Below are 21,046 nucleotides of genomic sequence, written 5' to 3' on the forward strand. Positions count from 1 at the left end.
CATAAAAGTATCCGATTCGGACATCACGTCAGAAGAAAGGTTGCACCTTCCCTGTCGTATTGAGTAAGCTGTGATTTACCGCGACGTGCGGAGCGAATCCGCGTGCCCAAACCTAACCTTATCTTTGTCATGAACTCAGCAAACACCAGCCGCCGCACGTTCCTGCGCGGCACCGTCGCCGGAGCCGCCGGCCTTGCCACTTTGCCCACTTGGGCGAAACCCATCGGTTCCAACGGTGAAGTCCGTGTGGCCGTCATCGGCTTTAAGTCCCGTGGTTCAGGCCACATCGGTAGCTTGTTGAAGATCCCAGGCGTGCGTCTGGTGGCTCTTTGTGATGTGGACAGTGAAGTGATGGCCAAGCAGGTGGCTGCCCTGGGCAAGCGTGAAACGCCGATCAAGGTGAAGCAGTACAAAGACTTCCGTGAGTGCTGTGCAGATCCGGACATTGATGCCGTGACCATCGCGACACCGAACCATAGCCATACCTTGATTGCCCTCACAGCCATTGCCAATGGCAAGCATGTGTACGTGGAGAAGCCTGTTTCCCATAACATGTGGGAAGGACGCAAGCTGGTGGATGCCGCTGCCATCGCCGAGAAAAAAGGCCTGGTGGTTCAGCACGGCATGCAGCGCCGTTCCGACCTGGGTTGGGCTTCCGCCATGGAGTACGTCAAGAGCGGGCAGATCGGTAAAACGACGCTGAGCCGCGGCATCAACTACAAGGCGCGCAAGAGCATCGGCAAGCTGGATGCACCGGTGCCAGCGAAGGACGTTTTTGCAGCAGGCACCTTCAAGGGTGTGGATGGCAAAGCCACGCAGGGTGAGCTGGATTACAAACTTTGGTCTGCACCACGGCCGATGCTGCCGGTGAATCGTTCCCAGTTCCACTATGACTGGCACTGGCAGTGGGCTTATGGCAATGGTGACATTGGCAACCAAGGGCCACACCAGCTCGACGTAGCTCGCTGGGCTCTAGGCAATCCGGCCGTGCTGCCGAAGCGTGTGATGAGCTTTGGCGGTCGCTGGGGTTACGATGACGATGGCGAAACGGCGAACAACCAGATGGCCTTCTATGACTATGCTGAAGGCGCGCCTCTGCTGTTCGACAACCGTGGTCTGCCAATGAAGGACATGAACTGGGCCAAGGGCGCAGAACCGGTCTATCGCATCAATGGCAAAACCTCGGCTCCGCGTATCGGCAACGTCATCCATTGCGAAGGCGGTTTTATCGCTGAATCCAAGGCTTACGACAATGATGGCAAGGCGATCCATAAGTTTGAAAACTTCCAGGACGGCCCGGACCACATGCTGAACTTCATCAACTCCGTCCGTGCGGGCAAGCTGACGAAGGATGTGCTGCACGTCTCCCACGGCTACCATGCGGCGGCCCTGGCGCAGATGGCCAACATCTCCTACCGCCTCGGCAAGCAGATCTCCAACGACGAGGTCAAAGAGCGCCTCAGCAACAGCAAGGCAGCTCAGGAAACCTTCGATCACTTCGTGGAAAACCTGGTGGCCAACAAGATTGATATGAAGGCTGAGATGGCGCAGGTGGGCCCATGGCTGGACTTCGATCCTGTGGCTGAGAAATTCACCGGTGAGTTCGCTGAAGAGGCGAACAAAATGACCAACGGCGATTATGCCGCAGGCTTTGAGTTGCCTGTGATCAGCTAAGTTTTACGGAGACATTCTTGAGAACGCGGAACCTGGAAACGGGTTCCGCGTTTTTTGTTAGGCGTGTGGGTGTGAGGTCCTCGCATCTTTCCCGGGCTGACGGCGAGACGCCGTCACACCTTGAACCGTTCGTGGTCGTTTGTCTGAGACCAAGGGGAGCTTGCCAGGCTTGTATGGCGCGGGCAAGTGGGACGACGGGGATGGCTGGCATCCTTCCAGGATGCGACCCTGAGTGAAGGTGTTTTTTGGCCTAACCAGGGGTGCGTTCGCTAGGGCTCACGGACCCCTGGCTACCCGCTGCGATGCCTCCGGCATCGGGGGGGGAGAGTTGTGCAGGCATGGGGCTTTGTGTATCCCGGGAAAGACGGGTCATCCGGCGAAGGGGGTGGGTGAGCTACCGGGATGTTTTTTCGCCGGACACACCCGTCCTACCTATGGAAGGCCGGGCGAAGCGGAAGCTGGGGGTTACTGGACGAAGCTGCCGACGACTTTGGGAGGGGTGTCTTTTCGGATGGCAAAGATCTCGGGGCTGGCGGCGCGGGGATCCGTGCGGAAACGTTCGGCGAGGTCAGGGGCGAATTCTTCGAGGGCTTCCGGTTTGGCGGGGAAGACGAAAAGGGAGTGACGATCTGGCAGGGCAACCCAGATTTCGGGTCCGAAGAGTTTTTCAAAAACGGCGGGCAGAGAAGGGGCGATGAGGAGGGAGGCGATGAGGGGCTGCTCGCTGCGATAGACGGCGTAAAGGACTTTGCCTTCGGGGTCTTTGATCAGGTCGGGTTTAAGGCTCGCCAGTCGTTTGTCGGCAACTTTTTTGGCGCGTTCGGCAAAGGTTTCGACGCTGATGCCAAGCTTTTTAAAGTCCTGGGCGGAGTAGGCGAGGATGCCGGGGACATCGGCCAATTCTTTGGCAGGGGTGAGGACGGTGAGTTCGGCGTCTTGAGGGACGATGGAAAGGGGGCTGCGCATGACGATGGGCTCAGGCAGCAGGAGCAGCTCTTCCAGGCGGCGTTCGGGCGTCTGGGCCATGAGGAGGCTAGCCAGGAGGCAGAAAGCGGCGAGGAAGCGGAGTTTCATGAGGATTACTTGAGCATGGGTGGAGGGGTGGCGCTAGCAATCAAAGACCTTGCGCGTGGGGCGAGTCCCGGCTTCATGAGGAGCATGATCGCCTTTCTCCGTGGCAAACTCGCTGAAGCCTACCCGCACCAAGCCATTGTGGATGTGGGCGGGGTGGGCTATGCGACGAACATTCCCCTAACCACCTTTGATAAACTGCCGCAGCAGGGTGGAGAAGTGCGGCTGCTGACGCATCACCACGTGACGGAGCGTGAGCACACCTTGTTTGGTTTTTACACGGAGGATGAACGGGATCTCTTCCGTTTGCTGATTGATCGGGTGTCCGGGATCGGGCCGAAGATGGCGCTGTCGGTTCTGAGCGGGATGCCAGTGGCTGCATTTAAGGATGCGGTGATCCGCAATGACACAGCCGCACTGGCGCGGATCAAAGGGGTGGGTAAAAAGACGGCGGAGCGGATCGTGCTAGAGCTGAAGGACAAGGTGGGCGTGGTGGATGCGTGGCAGGCGGCTGAGGTGGCGCGTGGTACGCATGATCCGAAACAGGCGGCGATCAGTGATGCGGTGCTGGGCCTGATCGCGCTGGGTTACAAGCAGAGCGAGGCGCAGAAGACGGTGAATGATCTGGTCAAAGCGAGCACGGAGCCTGTGCGCGCGGATAAGCTGATCCGTGAGGCGCTGCGGGCGATGCAGTAAGGGGCGTTACCAGCCGAAGATGATGGGGCCGGGAACGATCTTGACGCCGCCACTACCGAGGGGATTACCCTTGGTTTCCTCGATGCTTTCGACGACGTTTTCTTTGAGGTTCACGCTCATGCTGCCAGTCTCGACCTTAATGTAAACGACGGTCTGGATGGGCCTGCCCAGGGCGTCTAGGCCAGTACTGTATTGGGGGATGCGGTCATAGACGACATACTCCAGCTTTTCTTCCCGGCCGCTGGCGCTGAGTTTGCTGGATTTGCGATTGGGCTTGCCCAGGCTGGCGTGGACTTCTTCGGCAGTCATGCCGAGGGCGATTTGTTTGGCAGCGATGAGGGCCTCCACTTCGGTCTGGCGTTGGTGGAGTTTTTTGAGGTTGGGGACCAGGTTCGGATCGGGGGAAAGGAGGTCGGCCATGCGCATCCAGCCGGAGACGTCTCCGTGGCGGGCGCGTCCGCGAATGCGGTAAGCGGTGTCTGAGAGCCCGACGAGCTTGACCAGGGTGCCAGGGGCCATGGAGCCGAGGGGTTGATCCATCTTCGACCGAGTGTAGATGGGGGACTCCTGGAGGACCTTGAGCGTCACGGGTTTTTTGAGCATGTCTTCCACGTCCATGGTGCCGGGCTCAGGCGCGAGGAGGGAGGATTTGCGCGAGCTGGAGAGCTGAGCGGAGGCCACGCTGCCGAGGGCGAGGAATCCAACGAGCACGACGAAAAGAGGGGCCTTTTTCATGACGGGAGCGAGACTACCAAAGTCTGACGGGTTCAGGAAAGCTTTTGTTCGACGTGAGGGAGCTTTGGCGTATCCGTTTGCACAATGCCTAACGGACCTCTTTCGACCAAGCTCTTCGAACTCGCTAAACAATACATTCCGGGGGGGGTGAACTCGCCGGTGCGTGCTTTTCGGAATGTGGGGGGAGATCCGTTTTTTGTGCGACGGGCCAAGGGCTGCCGGATCTGGGATGTGGATGGGCGGGAGATGATTGATTTTGTCGGCACATGGGGCCCGGCGATTTTGGGTCATGCGCCGGTTTCGGTGATTGAGGCGATCCACACGGCGGCGAAAGATGGGGTGAGCTTTGGCATTCCGAATCCCTACGAGGTGGACATGGCGCGGACGATCTGTGAGTGGGTGCCTTCCGTGAAAAAGGTGCGTTTGGTGAGCAGCGGGACGGAAGCGACGATGTCGGCCATCCGCCTGGCGCGTGGTTTCACGGGGCGGTCGCGGCTGGTGAAGTTCGACGGCTGTTATCATGGCCATTCAGACAGTCTGCTGGTGGCAGCGGGCAGCGGAGCGCTGACGCATGGGCACCCGGACAGTGCGGGTGTGCCGGCGGCCTTTGCGGAGCTGACCAGCGTGCTGCCTTTCAATGATGAAGCGGCGCTGGAAGAGCTTTTTGAGGCGAAGGGGCACGAGATCGCGGCGCTGATCGTGGAACCTTATCCGGCAAATGCGGGGCTGATTTTGCCCAAGCCGGGTTTCTTGCAAAAGCTGCGCGACATCACGACGAAGTACGGCGCGGTGCTGATCTTTGACGAAGTGATGACGGGCTTTCGCCTGGCAAAGGGCGGGGTGCAGGAGCTGGAGGGCATCACCCCAGATCTGACATGCTTTGGCAAGGTGATCGGCGGCGGCTTGCCAGTGGGTGCCTTCGGTGGGCGGGCGGACATCATGGATTACTTGGCACCGCTGGGGCCAGTGTACCAGGCTGGGACGCTGAGTGGCAATCCTTTGGCCATGGCGGCGGGCTTGGCGCAGTTGCGGGAGCTGGATCGTCAGCAGGGTTTTGCTTATCTGGAAGAAATCGGTCAGGTGATGGAAGAGGCCGTGCTGGACGTGCTGAAGCGTAAGGGCCTGGGCTACCGCTGGTATCGCAAGGGCAGCATGTTCTGTCTCTTTTTCACGGAGACGGAGGTGCATCATCTACAGGATGCGAAGACCGCTGACCTGGTGTCTTTCCGGAAGTTCTTCCACCACTGTCTGGACCACGGAGTGTACTTTGCCCCGAGCCAGTTTGAGACGGGATTCATCAGCATGGCACATGCAAAGGCAGACATGGAACGCACAGCGGAGGTGGCTGCGGCCGCGCTGAGTGCGCTGTGAGGAGGCGACTGTCATTTGCACGGAATAACAAGCGCACGGTTGCAGAAATGCGCTAAAGCAGTGGAGGACAGCCTGCCATCTCGCCCATGAAATCTATTGTCGGTCAATGCCTCAAGAAGCTCCTTGCGACGCAGGGATACAGCCTCGTACCCACGAAGAAGTGGGAGGAGTACAAGAAGGTGTATGTGCGCGATAAGATCGGCGGTCCGGCCGCGAAGCATTTGGTGAAACTGCTGGATACTTACCCGGTGGATTGTGTCTTCGATGTGGGAGCGAATGACGGAGGTTTTGCGCAGATGATGCGGACGGAGGTGGGCTACCAGGGGTGGATCATTTCATTTGAGCCGCTGGTGGAGATCGCCGAAGAGCTGGCGAAGAAAGCGGCGGCTGACCCCAAGTGGGAAGTGATGACGGATGCGCTAGGCCGCGACATTGGGGAAAAGGAATTTCACCAGATGGCGGGGGATGTTTTTAGCTCCTTTTATCTGCCGGATCCTTCGCAGCCCTCCAAGTACGCGGAGTCCAATAAGGTGCTTCGGAGCATGGCGGTGAAGGTGAACACGATCAATCACCTGTGGCCACAGATCCAGAAGCGGCTGGGTGTGAAGACGATGCTGCTGAAGATGGACACACAGGGTTTCGACTCGGAGGTCTTCGCCGGGGCCGACCGTTGTTTTGACGATATTCCTTTGGTGATGTCGGAGATTTCATTCATCCGGCTGTACAAAGAGGCACAGACCTTTCAGGAGTCTCTGGATACCTTTGCGGCGGCCGGGTATGTGCCAGCGATGCTCAATCCCATCAGCTACGATGACCGACAGGCGGCGATCGAAATGGATGCCATTTTGGTGCGGGCGAAGCGGCCTGCTTAAAGGGGAGGCAGGCAGTGCTCTCTAGAGAGGGCTTTTTTAGGCGAGCCGGAGCTTCTTTTTGAGGAGGGTCCAGGCCTCGTGGCGCTCGCTAGTCTGGAGGATAAACCAGGGCATGAGGAGGAGACAGACGAGGGTGTAGCCACTGCCTGCGAGGAAGAGGCTGCCATAGTCTGGCTGGACCCAGCGATGAAAGAGCCAAATGCCCAGCAAAGGCGGGATACTGCTGCGTAGGGAGGACAGGAGGAGATGCTTGAAGATGTATTCCGTAGCGGGAACGTGGATGACCTTTGCCACCATGATGGGGAGGACGAACAAACGGGAGATAAGCATCTCCAGCGCGATAGCGCTCACCACGCCGTGAAGGCCCCAGACCATGCCGAAGGCGATGCTGAGGACCGCACTGAAGCAGCCGCCGGCGATGGCCATCCAGGAGAGCCAGTGATTCTTATCCAGGGTATAGAGCAAATTGTGAGCGGGATACTGGGCGAAGTAGAGGAGGTAAGGACCCGCGACGATGTGCATGACATCGGTCGCGCCCCAGAGATTCGGCCCGACCCAGCGGTGAAAGAAAGGCGAGGCGAGCCAGCAGGCCCCGAGGACGGCAAAGGTGCTGAAGGAGGCGGCCCAGCGAGAGGAACGAATGAAGATGCTGCGCAGTCCTGCCTCATCTCCGGCCCCGTGAAGCTGGCTGAAAATGGAGATGACTGGCCCACCGAAGATGGCACCCACAGTGTCTTGGATGATGGTGATCAACCGCATGCCGATGGAATACAGCGGCACGGAAGCGAGGCCGCTGACGCGATCTACGACCATGGGGTTCAAATTCCCCCGGAGGGACTCGCCCACCATGAGGATGCTGATGGAGCGTGCGTAGCGTAGGAGATCACGCCGGAGGTCGCGCACTACGGCGGTGTCTGGGGGCGGCACGGTGGCGGGGATCAAGGGGGCGGCGAAGCGGGCGAGGCAGTAAAGTTCTACCCCCTCCATAACGATCTGGACGCAGGCGACGCCGATGATGGAGGGCCTTTTGGCCAGGAGCCAGATGAGCAAACCGGCCTGAAGGATGGAACGAAGGATGGAAGCCTGGGCGATGAGATCGTAGCGGCTATTGGCACGCAAAAACACGACTGGGAGCCGGAAACGAAAGCGCAGGACCAGCATCAGGCAGACGATCAAAAGGGCTAGCTCGAACTCGTGATGATGCGAGCCGGAAACGGTCAAACCTGCGACCAGGACGATGACCGGGGTGAGGACGAGCAAGACTGCTGCGATGAGGCGGAAGAACTGGCTGACGGTGGTAAAAATGAGTCCCTGCTGGTCCACATTCCCCACGCCCACGGCCATGCCGAGGAAGCGAGAGGCTGAAAACGTGATGCCCATTTCCAGCAAGGCTCCATAACCTGAGATGGAGGTGACCAGGACCCACAGACCATAACCTTCGACGTTTAAAGCCTGGACCATCGCCGGGGTGAGGACCAGGGTGACGGCTACCTTAAGGATTAAATCTAAAATATTAATCCCTGAACCACGGAACATACGGCTTTCTGAAAACCGTCTTTTTGGGGGGCTAGCGCTTGGTTCAGTGGGCACGCTATGTCTTTGAGGGTGAGGGGGTAAGCCCCTTCATATCCTCTTCCATCGTGCAGGCATCAATGAGAAATTTGCAGGCCCAGTTAATTAACTGAAAGCGGCAGTAGTCTCCATTGACGGGGAAGGAACCTTTCACACCACCGCGCAGCATGCTAGGACCTTCAAGGTGAAGAGTCCTTCTAACAAACTGATTCGCGCGACGTGCGGCCACTAGGTATTTCTCTTGTTTCGTAAACTGGTATAGCATGAACCAGCAGATGGCGGTCTGAGACAGACCGGTGAGACAGACCCAGGAAACTGTGGGTTTCCACTGGGCATTGAGCATGCCGGGGAGGCTGCCTTCAGGGCTGAGGGCGGAAAGCAGGCCGTCGGCTGTTTGAATCGCCGCTTTTAACAGGGCGGGATCAGAAGAAAAGCGGTAGCCCTCGACGATGCCGCGAAGGGTGTAGGCCAGCGTGTGAGTGAGGGGAGAGGTATGGTCATTGCCCAGACCACAATCCTGGTACCAGCCGTTTTCGAGTTGGCGCGAAACGGCCCAGCGAATGTTGCGGAGGCCTGCCTCTCCAAAGGAGGCATCTCCAGAAACGCGAGAGGCCTCCAGAAGTCCCCAAGCGACGTGGGTTTCCCAGACGTGGTCGCCAGGGGCGGCAAAGGGGTTGGGGTGGCGCCAGGCGCCGTCGGGGTCCTGCACCTCCATGAGCCACTGGGAAGTGCGTTTCATGGCGCTCAAATAAGGCTCGCCGAAGGTGGTGGCGGCGGCGGCAAGGCCTTGGAGGATTTGCCCGGTGTCAAAAACGACAGGCGCGATGACTTCAGCATGCATGTGGCTGCCGCGGAAGGCCCCGTTGGGCATCTGAATGGAAAGCAGCCAATCCATCATTTTTTTGGCCGCCTCATAGAGGTGAGGGCAGTTTTTCCGCCGGGCATGTTCCATCACGGTGGGAATGATGTAGCCGGTCGTTTCGGGGTAAGAGGCACTCCAACCTTTGATGAAGCTGTAGTGGCGGGCGACGCCACCGTCCTGGGAGGCGGAGTTGCGTTGAGCTTCGAGAATCCAGTCTAGACAGGCGTCAATGGCGCGCTGGTTTCCTGGGTCCGAGAATAGTCCCTGAATGCTATCGCGCAGAGCTTCGCGCAGAGCTGGCCCTGGAACCAACCAGCGGGCGCTTCTTCTATAGATGAATCGAACGGACTTTTTAAGCACAGGGAGAGGCCTCGGTTGAAAGGGAGTCGCTAGGGAGGGATGCGGTGGGGTTTTTCTCGCCTATCCAGGCTAAGAAGAGAGCGTCATTTCCTGAGATCCCGCCGTGGTCTATCCGGTCAAGCACGTGGACGCGGAAGCCGTGATTCTGGATCCAGGAGGCCATTTTCTCTCGGTCGAACCACTGTTCCCAATCGCAAATTTCCATAGCGCCCAGTTTTTGGACGTCTTTATCAAGGATCAGGAGCCGACCGCCGGGCCGGGTGATGCGAGCGAGCTCCTTCACACCAGCCTGGATGTTCACCGCGTGTTCAAGGGCCTCGACACAGAAGACCAAGTCGGCGACTTCGTCTGGCAGACCCGTATTGAGCAGCGTGCCTGCTTGAGCGTGGATAGAGTCGGGCAGTTCACCGAGCATGGTGGTCGAAAGATCCACGGCATATGCTTGGATGTGAGGATGCCTTTGCTGAAGGAGCTTGATGAAACGGCCTTTGCCACAGCCGATGTCTGCCACGACTTGGGGTTGATATTTGGCGACTAAATCATCCACAATGCGGAAGCGGCCATCCTCCGCCAGGATTTCTGTGGGAAAGCGAGGAGCAGTGGCCTCAAAGGTGCAGACCACGCGATCTCGCAAAGCTTCTAAAAACGTAAGGGCGGAAACTTGTAAGCTGAGACCCCTTGGTTTTCCGGAAAGTTTGAGAAAGGTCTTCCGATCACGCGATTTGAGGAAGGCGCGGTAGGCTTGCTCTCCGTGCTGGAGGTGACCTGCCTGGAACCAGGCCGACGCCATTTCCAGCAGCCCTGTGAGGCAAGGGGTGCTGGCCTGAAAAGTTTCAGGGAAAGAGCCATCGGGACGCTGATGTGTGGCCGCGAGATGCAGAAGTTGCTCGGCGGCTGCCTTTTCGCCACGGGCGAGCAGTCTTTTAATTCCGCGCGCCAAGGACAGGGACCGAATGTTTCCAGCCACCCAGCCAGACTGGAGAGAGGCTGCCAAGTCTGCATCGGCAGGTTGTCCAGGGACGGAGATTTGTGCCAAAATGGGTGACAGGCTCGGGACTTGCCGGATCAAGTCGGGGGTGAAAGCCAAACTCAACAGATCCCAATCGGGAATGAGATCTATTTGAAGACCTTCGGGTGTGAGGGCCGCCTGCAGTTGGCGGGCGTATTCCCTGGCTTTTTCATGCTCTCCCCACCAGACTAGGAGGGGTATAAGGCGCAGAATCCAGATGATTTTAGCCATTGCAACCTTGTGCCTCCCAGCAGAGGCAGAAAGATCTTCATGGATCACGGTGATCGCATCTGCAAAGACCTCCACGGAAGGCGTGCTTTTAGAGTAGCCGAGCCACCGTTTGGATCTTAATAGCTCAACCCAGTTGTTAAGCTTAAAATACTTAGCGATCACGATTACTTAATTAATAGTATTAGCCTGTTTTACTGGGAAAATAACTCTAACTTTGTAGGTTAACGGAAAATATGGCAATGTGCAAATCATAAAGATTCTCGAAAAAGGAAATCTTTAGCTTTCAAAATAAGTCGCAAGCAGTGACTGCCCTGGATGAGAGGTAGCGTAGAGTGATCGAAATACGAGTTTTCTTTATTAAGATCGTGAAATACAAAATGACCTCCAGCTTGCCGGAACGATTCGTTGCATATCACCCGTCATTTAGGGTCCAGAATTGGAAAATAGGGAACGTTTTTTGACCTCTATTCGGTCGGATCATAGGGGCTTGCCTTGCGGGTGTGTAGGGCAGCCAATCCACGTTGGAGGAACGTCATGCAGACGAAGCTTTGCTTGCCTAGGGACTGAATAGGTCTTTGTTCCGGGATGTCTTCTCCCCGCTATGCTGTTGCTCAGTTGGATGAAATTCCGCCTACTCCATGCCCTTGCGGGCAGGCCCGGCGGGCTTTTAAAGAACCTTGGAATACACTGGCCACGGTGCACCTGACGGACATCCATGCGGATGCGAAGCTGCACTACCACAAGAAGATGACGGAGATCTACATCGTCCTGGAAGGCGAGGGGTATCTGGAACTGGATGGTGAGCGCATCCCGCTGAAGCCGATGACCTCCGTGATGATCCGCCCGGGTTGTGTGCATCGGGCCGTGGGAAACCTGCGCATCATCAATGTGCCGATGCCGCCTTTTGACCCGGCTGATGAGTTCGAGGTGGAGGGTTAGAGTGTTTTAAATCGTGGTGTAGCCCTCCTTCGAAATTGAATTCCCAAATGGCGAAGGATGGATGGGCGATCAAGAACTCTTGGGGTCAGAGGTAGCAAGGTCGTTTGAGAGAAGAGGTCACCCTTTTGCGAACGAGGTTTTTTTCGTGTTGTGACCACCCCCTCACCTGGGCCTCATCCCCCAATTCTTGGGGGCGAGGGAAGCGCTTTTGGAAGCTCTGGATGAGAGAGCAAACGAGGTGTGCGAACGGCCCGGAAATTCACACGCCATAGATGAGCCACATCCTATTCTTAAACTGCTCTAACGGCGCAGGCCTTGGATGCGGGAGAGCATGTCCTCCAGCACAGGGGCCAGCTCCATTTTGACCTTGATGGGGGCATTGCGGAGGAAGAAGATGGGGTCTTCCTGAACCATGCTGTCCATGAACTCACGTTCTTCGGGGGAGAGTTTGTCGCCATCCTGGGCGGCACTGCGCTGGTTTTTCATGTCGCCGCGCATGCGGGTGGTGAGGCGTTTACGCTCTTCTTCGGGCAGGGCTTTGAGGCCGCGTTCCAGTCGGTCAAGGTAGGGGTCCACGGTGCGGTTGACGTATTCCTTTTGTTCCTCTTCGTTGAGGCTGGCAAAAAACTTATCCACCACCGGTTGGCTATCCTCACGCAGGCGTCGTTTGTAGGCAGCATCCAGCCGATTGAAATGGGTGATGACACGGTCCAGGTGATGCTGGCGTGATTCGTGAGTGCCCTCCGCCTGGCCATTGAGCCAGGGGGTCTCCTCCATGAGGGCGGTGACTTTTTCTGGCCAGGAGACGAGATGATCCGTCTGGTGCATGACCCAGGCGACCGCGCTCCAGATGAAGGCCAGAGCGGCGGCAGCGATGAGCCAGATGCGCGAGCTTTTCATGATTTGCGGCGGAATCTCTTGGAAAGGATGCCGAGGAATTCGCCGGCTTCTTCCACGCGCAGTTTTTGCGTGATGAGGAAATACACCCCGCCGGCCAGAGCGATGGTGGCGCCGAGGCTGGCGATCTGCATGATGAAATTTTGAGTCGCCCAACTGGCGAGGAGGGTTTTTTGCCCGCCGATGCACACGGCAGCCATGCCAGCGATGCCTACCATGAGTTTCAGTAACGTCTGGCCGAGGGAGCGGCTTTCCAGGCCACTGGCAAAGCGACGCATGCAGAAGTAGAGCGTGCCGAAGTTCACCGCCAGACCAATGGCTGTGGCCCAGGCGAGGGAGGTGTGGTCCCAGCCCAGAATGAAGACGCTGGTGTAGTTCAGCACCAGGTTCAGCACGATGATGCCGATGCTGATGAGCATGGGAATGAAACGTTTATCAATGGTGTAAAAGGCGGGCTGCAGGACCTTGATGGCTGAATAAAAGACCAGACCGAAGGCATAGGCCTGGAGGGGGCCGGCGGTATTGAGGACATCATTGGCGGTGAATTTGCCATGCTCAAAAAGGACGGAGATGATCGGCTGAGCCAGCAAGGAAAGGCCGACGGCGCAGGGCAGGGTGAGGAAAAGGACGAGGCGCAGACCTTTGGCCAAAGCCCCGCGAAAAGCTGGGGTCATGCCTTCTGTGGCGAGGCGTGAGAGCATGGGGAGGGTGACGGTGGCTACGGCTACCCCAAAGAGGCCTAACGGCAATTGTTGCAAACGCTGGGCATTGGCCAGCCAAGCTAGGGAAGATTCTTTGCCAGGGGTGTAGGAGGCAAAGATGGAGTTCAGCAGCACCGAAATCTGGGTGCCACTGGCAGCCAGCATGGAGGGCCACATGAGACGCAGCACATCCCGCACGCCACTGTCCTTCCAGCCAAAGTCCAGGCCGAAACGGAAGCCTACGCGGTGCAGGGAAGGGAGCTGAACAAGCAACTGGAGAAACCCACCGATCAAGGTGCCGAAAGCAAAACCAGTGAGGCCTTTTTCAGTGATTTCACCATTGCGAAAACCGGGGTCAATGAGCCAGGCCAGGACCACCCCACCGACGATGCAGCCGAGATTGAAGAAGGCCGAGGCGACGGCAGGGATGAAGAAGACTTTTTTGGAGTTCAGCATGCCCATCACCAGCGCCGTGATGGAGACGATGGCGATGAAGGGGTACATGATCTGGGCCAGCCAGGTGCCCAGGACTTTGGCCTCTTCCGAAAGACCGGGGGTGAGGATACGAAACAGAAAAGGGGCCAGGACCACGCCGGCGAGCGCTACCAGCGTCATAAAACAAGCCGCGAGGGAGAGCATCTTACGTCCGAGCACCCATGCGGCTTCATCCCCCTCATTCTTGATCTTTTTGGAGAACGTGGTGACAAAGGCGGTGGAAAGCGCGCCTTCGGCAAAGAGATCTCGCAGCATGTTGGGCGTGCGAAAGGCGGCGGTGAAGATGCCGGTGAAGGCAGAGCCGAAGAGGCCATTGAGGAGCTGGTCTCTCACCAGTCCGAGCACACGGCTGCATAGGATGGCGATGGAAACGACGCTCGTGCTGCGTGCCTGGGAACCGTTGTCTTTCTTCTCTTCACTCATGATGCAAATGCGGCGGCACCTTCGTTGGCGCCGCCGCTCTGGCAATCACATTCCTGAGTGGGATGATTACGGATCGGTGAGGTTGGGTGCCCACATGCCTGTTTCTTTGACGGTGGGGGTCACGCCATCGGCTGGAAAGGTGCTTTTGACGATGCCCGCGAGCTGGGTGGACAGCTCGGTGACAGTCGCTGCATGGTCGGGCTTTTCGGCGAGGTTGGTGAGCTCTTTGGGATCGGTGTCATGATCATAGAGTTCGCGGCCTTCTTTGCCCTCGGCCCACTCGGTGTAGCGCCAGCGTGGGGTGCGTAGGGAATAACCAAAGATGCGTTTGCCATTGTCCCCAGCCGCGGCGCTGGCTCCCATGCGCTTGAAGCCGCCACCGCGCACCACTTGACTGATCACCCAGCCGCGGCCTTCAGCCTTGGGGTCCTTGAGCATGGGCACGAGGCTTTGTCCCTGGAGATTGGCGGGGGCCTTCACGCCGCAGAGTTCGGTGAGGGTGGGGTAGAGGTCAATTAGGCCTACGGGAGCCTGGGCGACTGCGCCTGGTGTGACGCCGGGGCCCGCCATGATGAGGGGCACGCGGGCGCTTTCTTCAAAGAGGCTCTGCTTCTGCCAGAGGCCGTGCTCACCCAGGTGATAACCGTGGTCACTGGTGAAGACGACGATGGTGTTTTCACTCAGGCCCAGGCGGTCTAGAGTATCCAACACAACACCGGCCTGGGCATCCATGAAGCTGATGCTGGCGAGGTAGGCCTGCACGGCCTGGCGGCGGAGGTCATCGGTGAGTTTGTCCTGCTCTTTTTTGTAGCTGCCCAGCGCGTGTTTGGGGAGGTCGGCCTGGTCTTCCTTCACCCCTTGGACCACGGGCATTTGATCCACGGGGTAACCTTCAAACCAAGCCTTGGGGGCAATGTAAGGGGTGTGGGGGCGGAAGAAACCGAGGGCGAGGAAAAAGGGCCGGGACTTGTCCTTGGCGCAGCGTTCCAGCACCCAGGCCGCTTCGCGGGCCATGAGGCCATCGGTGTGCTTTTCATCGGGATTCGGGGAGGCATACCAACTGAGGGTGCCGCCGTAGTTGCCGGGAATGAGGCTGAAAGTGTGGTCCATGTCCTCCATGCGGTCCGCGCCCGCCGGGTTGATCTCCATTTCCCAAGATCCGGGATCATCGTGGCCATTGGTGCCGATGGAGAGTGGGACGTTGTAGTGATACAGTTTGCCGATGCGGGCGGCGAAGTAGCCACTGAGGCGGAAGGCCTGGGAGAGACTCTGGTGATTTGGGATGGTCTGGCGGAAAACCTGGGCATTGGCGAGGATGCCGTTGCTGTTGGGGTAGAGACCGGTGAGCATCGAGTTTCGGCTCGGGCCGCAAAGGGGGAACTGACAGGCAGCTTTTTCAAAGCGTACGCCGCGCGCGGCCAGTTTGTCCAAATTGGGCGTTTTGGCCAAGGGGTGACCATAGCTGCCGAGGCTGGTGTTCAGATCATCGGCGATGATGAAGAGAACATTGGGCCGGGTCTTTTCCGCAGCAGGTGCGGGGGCTGAGCAGAATAGCCCGAAGAGAAGGGTGGGGAGGAGCAGGCGCGCGAACATGGGATGTGGCGCTGAAACGATGGGAGGGGTGGGTTTCTCTCGGCGGTTTGTCGTGGAGGGACCTTGGGTAGAAAGATGGAGGGTAGGAAGATTTTTTTTGAGCGGAGAGAGGGAATGCGTTTTGGAAGCTCTGGATACGCGCTCGAACGAGCGTTGATTGAGAGCAAGCGAGGACAGCGCCCAGTCTTCACTCTCCTGTTATCTTGCTGCGGTAGCGCTGGGCTTCTGCGTGAGCACCAGGGTCTTTCTTTTGGGTCAGCGTATGGACGTAGTCGTCGAAGGATTCCTCCTCCTGGGGGGAAAGGGAACGGCTTTCAGGGTCGCTTAGCAGCCAGCGTGCCCAGCGTTGGGCGGTGGAGGAGGGAGATGATTTTTTGGGTATTTGGGCCAAGGCGTTGTGTACCTGGGCCAGCCCCAGGGTTTGGGCCTTGCCATCGTCGGAGAGACGGCGGCGGGCGAGGGCTTCGGCGAGGTCGAGAAACCAATGCGGCAGGGGCTCGGCCAGCTCAGGCATGGGGAGCGAGAACCAACCTTGATCCGCCATCAGGAAGACTATTTTTTTGGCATCGGCACTGACATGCACCTCGCTGAGGCCATGACCTTGGCGCAGGCCAGGGGTCAAGCCATCGCCTGTGCGGGCATCCCAGACGCGGATTTCTCCCTCATCGGTGACGGTGACGAGGAAGCGCCCATCTTGGCTGAGGGCCAGGGCATTGACGAAGGATTCATGGCGGATGGCGATGCCCGTGGCCTTGCCGCTGCGGACGTCCCACAAGCGCACTTCTTGATCGCGGCCTGAGGTGGCGGCTAGTTGACCGTCTTCAGAAATGGCGACGGCACCGACGGCGGGTGGGTGGGTAAAAGCGGGGCCGAGCGGACGGAAGGCAGCCTTGACATCCCAGACGGAAACGTGGCCTGTGCCGTCGGCCGTGGCGAGGAAGGTTCCAGCACGATTCCAGCCCCGGGTGCTGGCTTCGCGGACATTCACGGGGGCATCTTTGGCTAGGGGTGGGGTTTCCAGGTAGGATTCATGCGCGCCTGCCAGATAGCGGCGGGTGGTCATGCGCTGGTGGATGCTCCACACCTGCACGCTGGGCTCATGCCTGGGGGCGACGATGAGCATGGAGCCATCGGGCGTGACGCTGATCTGGGCGATGCTGTGGCGCAGGCGATGCTGCACGCGCTCGCCCGTGACGGTGTTCCAGACCTGCATCTCACCATGGCGGGAGACACTGGTGACGAGGCCCTGAGCGAGTGCCTGGGAAGCGGTGAGGATTTCCCCATCGTGGGCCTGAGCGGGGGTGCGGGGCTGGCCTTTGGTCAAATCCCAGGCATGGAGGTAACCGCGACTGTCGCCCACCGTGAGCGTGGTGGCATCGGCATTCATGCTCAGGCACATCACAGAGGAGGGGTGGCCAAGGGGAGGGAGCAGTTCTGTCTCCGTGCGGAAATTTCCCACATGGACGGTGCCGGAGTGCAGGCCGACGGCGATCATTTCTCGCTCGCGGTGGATGGCGAGAGAGGAGATGCCATCCCCGGTTTCAAAAGGGTCGCCAATGGTCTTGCCAGTACTGAGATCCCACACAACGGCCTGGCCTTTGACGTCGGGACTTTCCACGGCATGGGCGGCGGCTACGAGGGTACCTAGATAGTCTAAGGTGACCAGATGGACGGGGTAAGCGGCAGATTTCAGAACCCGGCCGGGGCGATCTAGCTGGCGCATGTCCCAGACCTGCAGGGTGCCATCTTCACCGCCTACGGCTAGCACCTGCCCATCTCCAGAGAGGGCCATGCTGAGGACAGGCTCAGGCAGGGCGGGCTGAAGTGCTGTGTGACTGCCATCGCTCAGAGACCAGCGCTCCACCTGGCCATTGTCCAGGGCTAGGAGGGCCTGCTGCCCATCGGCCGAGATGGTGAGGCAGGTGGCGATGGTGTTCTTCGGCAGGGGATGGTCCCGTCGCTCATGCGTCGTGGTGTCCCAGATGCTGAGGATGGACTTGGGGGTGCCCTGGCCGTTTTTGGGCGGCAGGGTGGAGACGGCCACGGCGCGGCCCGTCTGACGGCTGAGGGTGACCAGACGGGCCTCCTCTGCGCCTTCGGGAAGGGGCAGCTCTGGGGTGGTGGGGTGCAGCAGGTGCTTGTGCTGGAGGAGGCTGAGGAGGTTCGTTGCCGCGAGGCTGTTACCTGGATCTGTGCGCAGGGCACGGGTGAGCCAGGCGACGGATTCGGTGTAGTCGCGCCGCTCGGTGAGTTGGCGCGCCATGACTTCATCGGAGCGGGAGTATTCCTTTTTCAGGTTGCTGCCTGCTTCTTCGGCCGCTGCGCGGTTTTTTTCAGCTTCAAAGTAAAGAGCCGTGCTGGTGATACCGCCGGCGAGGATGGCCAGGGAGATGGCCAAGGTGGCGGCGACGCCGACCTGATGCCGCCGTACAAACTTTCCGATCACGTACGCGCGGCTGGGGGGGCAGGCGTGCACGGGTTCATGGCGCAAGTAACGGCGCAGGTCATCGGCCAGATCGTCGGCATTGCCGTAGCGGCGGGCGGGGTCGCGTTCCAGAGCTTTGAGGATGATCCAGTCCAGGTCGCCTTTGAGCGAGGATTCGCGAGAGCTGGGTTTAGGAGGGTCGCGCTCCACCTGATCGCGTAGGATCTGGTGCAGGGGCTTCTGCGCGATGTCCATGGGGGTGACCAGGGCCTTGCCAGTGAGCAACTCCATGAGGATGGAGCCAAGGGCGTAAACGTCGGATCGCGTATCCACATGGGAGCTGCCGTGTTCGATCTGCTCCGGGCTGATGTAACCGGGGGTGCCGACGAGCTGATCCATGCCGGTAGCGAGGGTCTGGCTGACGTCTTTTTGTTCTAGAACTTTGGCGATGCCGAAGTCAATGACCTTGGGAATGGGGGCTCCATTCTCCTCCATGACCATGACATTGGAGGGTTTTAGATCGCGGTGGATGATGCCCTTTTGGTGGGCGTGATTCACGGCCTGACAGACGGGGATGAAAAGCTCGAGCCTCTGGTGGAGGGTGAGGTTTTTCTTGCTGGCATAACTGGTGATGGAGCGTCCGCGAACCAACTCCATGACAAAGTAGGGCTGGCCGCGCTCGGTCTCGCCCGCATCCAGCACGCGGGCAATATTGGGGTGCTCCATCAGGGCCAGGGATTGCCGCTCGGTGTCAAAGCGGGCGATCACCTGCTGGGTATCCATGCCAGCTTTGAGGATCTTGACCGCGACGAGGCGCTGGATGGGCTGCACTTGCTCGGCCTTGAAGACGAGGCCGAAGCCTCCCTCTCCTAGTTTTTCTAGCAGGCGGAACTTTCCTTCTAGCCACCCGTCGTTGTCCTTCAGGAGATCGGCAGAGCGGACGCCGCTGCCACGAGTGCGGGTGAGGGGGGCCTGGGTGAGGCTGCTGCGCTGGCCTTGGGTGATCAACGTCACATCCTCGGGCACGTCGCTGGCGCGCTCGGGGTTCTCAAAGGGGGATGGAGACGGTGGAGTCACGACAGGGAGCAAGTCAGCCTCAAGCACGCAGGAGGCCTGAGCGCAAGCAAACAACGGCCCCATACTCCGCCGGGTCAGCGTGGGATCAAGGGCAGAGCTAGATACGAAGGATGTTCCGCATCGTGGTGAATGGAATTCACGGCGGATTGAGTGCGCCGATTTTCGTTCAGGGGTTCACCCGTGTTGGGGTTGATATCGAAGCGGGGGAAATTGCTGCTGCTGATGTCCACGCGGATGCGATGGCCCTTTTTGAAAACGTTGCTGGTGGGGTAGAGACGGAGAGTGATGGGGTAGATCTGACCGGGGGTCATGAGTTTCTCCTGTTTCAGGCTGTCGCGGAAGCGAGCGCGCAGAATGCCGTCTGTGATATTGAGGTCAAATCCACCGGGCCAGTCGGCACTGGCAGGGTAAACGTCCACCAGTTTGGCGGTGAAGTCGGTATCCACAGCCGAGGAGGAGACCCAGAGCTTCAGTTCGATTTCCCCGGTGACTTCCACATCCTGCGTGAGGGGTTCGGTTTGAAAAACCAGCACGTCATTGCGGGCGGAGAGGGGCAGGGGCTTCAGCCAGTTCCATACATGCGAACCGCCTTTTTGATCCCAGGCCCCCTGGAGCATGATGCCGTCGCCGCTGGAGATATTCCCGCCGATCGTGGGCACGGGGTTTTGCGGATCGAAGACGTAGCTGGTGCTGGCTCGGGCCTGGGTGGGTCTCTCGGTCTGCAGGTGCCCACCGGTGGTGAGGTGATAGTTGGTTAGGCGTGCGCGGGCAGGTGGCCATGCGGTTTCATCCCGCCACTGCCCACCGTGGTAAAGCAGGCCTTCGGGGGTTTTATGGCCATCGCCAGTGCCCATGACAAAGAGGCGCACCTGGGTGGTGAAGGGGGCGGCTTTGCCCACGGTGTTATCCATGCCCTTGAGGACGTGGTCATACCATTCCTTTCGCCAAGCCAGTTCATCGGCGATGGCGGCTTCGGGCCCAAAGTCCACCTGACCATGGCTGGACTTGGCCTGGGCCCCATGGATCCACGGGCCCATGATCATATACACGGGGCTCTTGAGCGTGCGGGTGAGAGCGGCGAAATTCGCAGTGGTGTTGCCAGCCCAGGAGTCATACCAACCACCGACGAGATACACGGGGATGTCTTTGTACTTGGCGGCGTTTTCCAGGATGTTGTTCTGGGCCCAGAACTCGTCATTGGCCCCATGGCGCATGGCGTCCACCAGCCAGCTTTCATATTCGGGGGCTAGCTTCAGCGGCGTCATGCCGGGGCGCAGGGGCAGCAGTTTGAGGTAGTCATGGCGGTGGTCCACCATCTCCTTCAGCACCGCCGCTGTGGCGGGATCTTGTGAGGCGACGCTGCCTTTGGCGGCATTGAGGATGATCCAGTTCCAGAAACGCATCTCAAAGGCACCCGCGTTGCGCATGGACTGCACTCCGCAGTTGGACACGGCATCCACGGGAATGACGGTGGCCAGCTCAGGCGCGCCCTCCATGGCCATCGCGTGCTGGGTGCCGCCGACGTAGGAGGTGCCGATCATGCCGATTTTGCCATTGCTCCAGGGCTGCTGGCCGATCCATTTCGCGCAGTCCACGCCATCGCGCCCATCGTCCGTCATCCAGTGCCAGGTGCCCTCGCTGCCGTAGCGGCCACGGCAGTCCTGAGCGACAAAAACGTAGCCGTGCTGGGCATAGTATAGACCCAGCTTTTTCGCCCCATCCTTGTTGTAGGGCAGGCGTGTGAGGATGACCGGATAACGGCCTGGCTTTTCCACACCGCCCTCGGCAGGCAGGTAGAGATCGGTGGCCAGTTTGACGCCATCGCGCATGGCCACCTGGACATTCGTTTTCACTACGGGCTCCTCAGCTAAAAGGGAGGAGGTGAGCAGGCATAGGGTGAAGAGAAGACGGGGCAGGGCAGGGCACGAAAGCATGACCCTCAAACTACGGTCTGACTCCACGCACTATTGTTCCGAAAGCCAACATCGGAGTGAAAGTATCGAAGTGTGTCATGAGTGTGAATCACTCGAAACACTCCGGATC

15 protein-coding genes are annotated in these 21,046 nt (G+C 59.1%); 5 read left to right on the forward strand and 10 right to left on the reverse strand.

What is annotated here, in order from left to right:
• Positions 1–129: 129 nt before the first annotated feature.
• Positions 130–1,674: a Gfo/Idh/MocA family protein gene (locus HNQ64_RS04460; protein ID WP_184205767.1), complete on the forward strand. Its 1,545-nt coding sequence runs from the start codon at positions 130–132 to the stop codon at positions 1,672–1,674.
• Between the two features lie 465 nt (positions 1,675–2,139).
• On the opposite strand, the gene HNQ64_RS04465 is transcribed toward HNQ64_RS04460, so the two are convergent.
• Complete coding sequence (locus HNQ64_RS04465) at positions 2,140–2,748, reverse strand: hypothetical protein (protein WP_184205769.1); 609 nt, start codon at positions 2,746–2,748, stop codon at positions 2,140–2,142.
• Positions 2,749–2,832: 84 nt separating this feature from the next.
• Between HNQ64_RS04465 and ruvA the strand changes: the two genes are divergently transcribed.
• On the forward strand, positions 2,833–3,441 hold the full coding sequence (gene ruvA, locus HNQ64_RS04470) for a Holliday junction branch migration protein RuvA (protein ID WP_184205770.1): 609 nt from the start codon (positions 2,833–2,835) through the stop codon (positions 3,439–3,441).
• Positions 3,442–3,447: 6 nt separating this feature from the next.
• Here the strand turns inward: ruvA and HNQ64_RS04475 are convergent, their stop codons facing one another.
• Positions 3,448–4,176 (reverse strand): hypothetical protein, encoded by a 729-nt coding sequence (locus HNQ64_RS04475; RefSeq protein ID WP_184205772.1) that lies wholly within the window; start codon positions 4,174–4,176, stop codon positions 3,448–3,450.
• Positions 4,177–4,260: 84 nt separating this feature from the next.
• Here HNQ64_RS04475 and hemL point away from each other — a divergent pair, with 84 nt between their 5' ends.
• On the forward strand, positions 4,261–5,547 hold the full coding sequence (gene hemL / locus HNQ64_RS04480) for a glutamate-1-semialdehyde 2,1-aminomutase (RefSeq protein WP_184205774.1): 1,287 nt from the start codon (positions 4,261–4,263) through the stop codon (positions 5,545–5,547).
• An 86-nt stretch (positions 5,548–5,633) separates the two neighbouring features.
• A complete protein-coding gene (locus tag HNQ64_RS04485) occupies positions 5,634–6,419 on the forward strand; it encodes an FkbM family methyltransferase (RefSeq protein ID WP_184205776.1) in 786 nt (261 codons plus the stop codon).
• Positions 6,420–6,455: 36 nt separating this feature from the next.
• Here the strand turns inward: HNQ64_RS04485 and HNQ64_RS04490 are convergent, their stop codons facing one another.
• The 3 genes from HNQ64_RS04490 to HNQ64_RS04500 are packed head-to-tail and all read right to left on the reverse strand — an operon-like array spanning position 6,456 to position 10,453.
• Positions 6,456–7,955 carry a lipopolysaccharide biosynthesis protein gene (locus HNQ64_RS04490; protein ID WP_184205778.1) on the reverse strand — a complete coding sequence of 500 codons (1,500 nt, stop codon included), beginning with the start codon at positions 7,953–7,955 and terminating at the stop codon, positions 6,456–6,458.
• A gap of 55 nt (positions 7,956–8,010) precedes the next feature.
• Complete coding sequence (locus tag HNQ64_RS04495; protein ID WP_184205780.1) at positions 8,011–9,213, reverse strand: prenyltransferase/squalene oxidase repeat-containing protein; 1,203 nt, start codon at positions 9,211–9,213, stop codon at positions 8,011–8,013.
• On the reverse strand, positions 9,206–10,453 hold the full coding sequence (locus HNQ64_RS04500) for a class I SAM-dependent methyltransferase (RefSeq protein WP_184205782.1): 1,248 nt from the start codon (positions 10,451–10,453) through the stop codon (positions 9,206–9,208). Before HNQ64_RS04500 ends, HNQ64_RS04495 begins: the two co-directional genes overlap by 8 nt.
• A 585-nt stretch (positions 10,454–11,038) precedes the next feature.
• Here HNQ64_RS04500 and HNQ64_RS04505 point away from each other — a divergent pair.
• Complete coding sequence (locus HNQ64_RS04505; protein WP_184205784.1) at positions 11,039–11,392, forward strand: cupin domain-containing protein; 354 nt, start codon at positions 11,039–11,041, stop codon at positions 11,390–11,392.
• A 300-nt stretch (positions 11,393–11,692) separates the two neighbouring features.
• Here the strand turns inward: HNQ64_RS04505 and HNQ64_RS04510 are convergent, their stop codons facing one another.
• From HNQ64_RS04510 to HNQ64_RS04530, 5 genes are all read right to left on the reverse strand, one after another.
• Positions 11,693–12,292, reverse strand: coding sequence for a phage portal family protein (locus tag HNQ64_RS04510; RefSeq protein WP_184205786.1), 600 nt, complete (start codon positions 12,290–12,292; stop codon positions 11,693–11,695).
• Entirely contained in the window at positions 12,289–13,908 is a 1,620-nt protein-coding gene (gene murJ / locus HNQ64_RS04515; RefSeq protein WP_184205788.1) for a murein biosynthesis integral membrane protein MurJ, read from the reverse strand. Before murJ ends, HNQ64_RS04510 begins: the two co-directional genes overlap by 4 nt.
• A 66-nt stretch (positions 13,909–13,974) precedes the next feature.
• Positions 13,975–15,501 carry a sulfatase gene (locus tag HNQ64_RS04520; protein ID WP_184205790.1) on the reverse strand — a complete coding sequence of 509 codons (1,527 nt, stop codon included), beginning with the start codon at positions 15,499–15,501 and terminating at the stop codon, positions 13,975–13,977.
• A 187-nt stretch (positions 15,502–15,688) separates the two neighbouring features.
• Positions 15,689–19,003 (reverse strand): protein kinase domain-containing protein, encoded by a 3,315-nt coding sequence (locus tag HNQ64_RS04525; RefSeq protein ID WP_184205792.1) that lies wholly within the window; start codon positions 19,001–19,003, stop codon positions 15,689–15,691.
• A 74-nt stretch (positions 19,004–19,077) separates the two neighbouring features.
• A complete protein-coding gene (locus tag HNQ64_RS04530; protein WP_184205794.1) occupies positions 19,078–20,937 on the reverse strand; it encodes a CocE/NonD family hydrolase in 1,860 nt (619 codons plus the stop codon).
• Positions 20,938–21,046 lie beyond the last annotated feature (109 nt).

The sequence above is a fragment of the Prosthecobacter dejongeii genome (assembly GCF_014203045.1).
Taxonomy (GTDB): Bacteria; Verrucomicrobiota; Verrucomicrobiia; order Verrucomicrobiales; family Verrucomicrobiaceae; genus Prosthecobacter; species Prosthecobacter dejongeii.

Bases quoted from the DNA above. Each gene is read 5' to 3' on its own strand.
- HNQ64_RS04460 (WP_184205767.1), top strand. From the start codon at position 130: ATGAACTCAGCAAACACCAGCCGCCGCACGTTCCTGCGCGGCACCGTC.
- HNQ64_RS04465 (WP_184205769.1), bottom strand. From the start codon at position 2,748: ATGAAACTCCGCTTCCTCGCCGCTTTCTGCCTCCTGGCTAGCCTCCTC.
- ruvA (WP_184205770.1), top strand. From the start codon at position 2,833: ATGATCGCCTTTCTCCGTGGCAAACTCGCTGAAGCCTACCCGCACCAA.
- HNQ64_RS04475 (WP_184205772.1), bottom strand. From the start codon at position 4,176: ATGAAAAAGGCCCCTCTTTTCGTCGTGCTCGTTGGATTCCTCGCCCTC.
- hemL (WP_184205774.1), top strand. From the start codon at position 4,261: ATGCCTAACGGACCTCTTTCGACCAAGCTCTTCGAACTCGCTAAACAA.
- HNQ64_RS04485 (WP_184205776.1), top strand. From the start codon at position 5,634: ATGAAATCTATTGTCGGTCAATGCCTCAAGAAGCTCCTTGCGACGCAG.
- HNQ64_RS04490 (WP_184205778.1), bottom strand. From the start codon at position 7,955: ATGTTCCGTGGTTCAGGGATTAATATTTTAGATTTAATCCTTAAGGTA.
- HNQ64_RS04500 (WP_184205782.1), bottom strand. From the start codon at position 10,453: ATGGCTAAAATCATCTGGATTCTGCGCCTTATACCCCTCCTAGTCTGG.
- HNQ64_RS04505 (WP_184205784.1), top strand. From the start codon at position 11,039: ATGTCTTCTCCCCGCTATGCTGTTGCTCAGTTGGATGAAATTCCGCCT.
- HNQ64_RS04510 (WP_184205786.1), bottom strand. From the start codon at position 12,292: ATGAAAAGCTCGCGCATCTGGCTCATCGCTGCCGCCGCTCTGGCCTTC.
- murJ (WP_184205788.1), bottom strand. From the start codon at position 13,908: ATGAGTGAAGAGAAGAAAGACAACGGTTCCCAGGCACGCAGCACGAGC.
- HNQ64_RS04520 (WP_184205790.1), bottom strand. From the start codon at position 15,501: ATGTTCGCGCGCCTGCTCCTCCCCACCCTTCTCTTCGGGCTATTCTGC.
- HNQ64_RS04530 (WP_184205794.1), bottom strand. From the start codon at position 20,937: ATGCTTTCGTGCCCTGCCCTGCCCCGTCTTCTCTTCACCCTATGCCTG.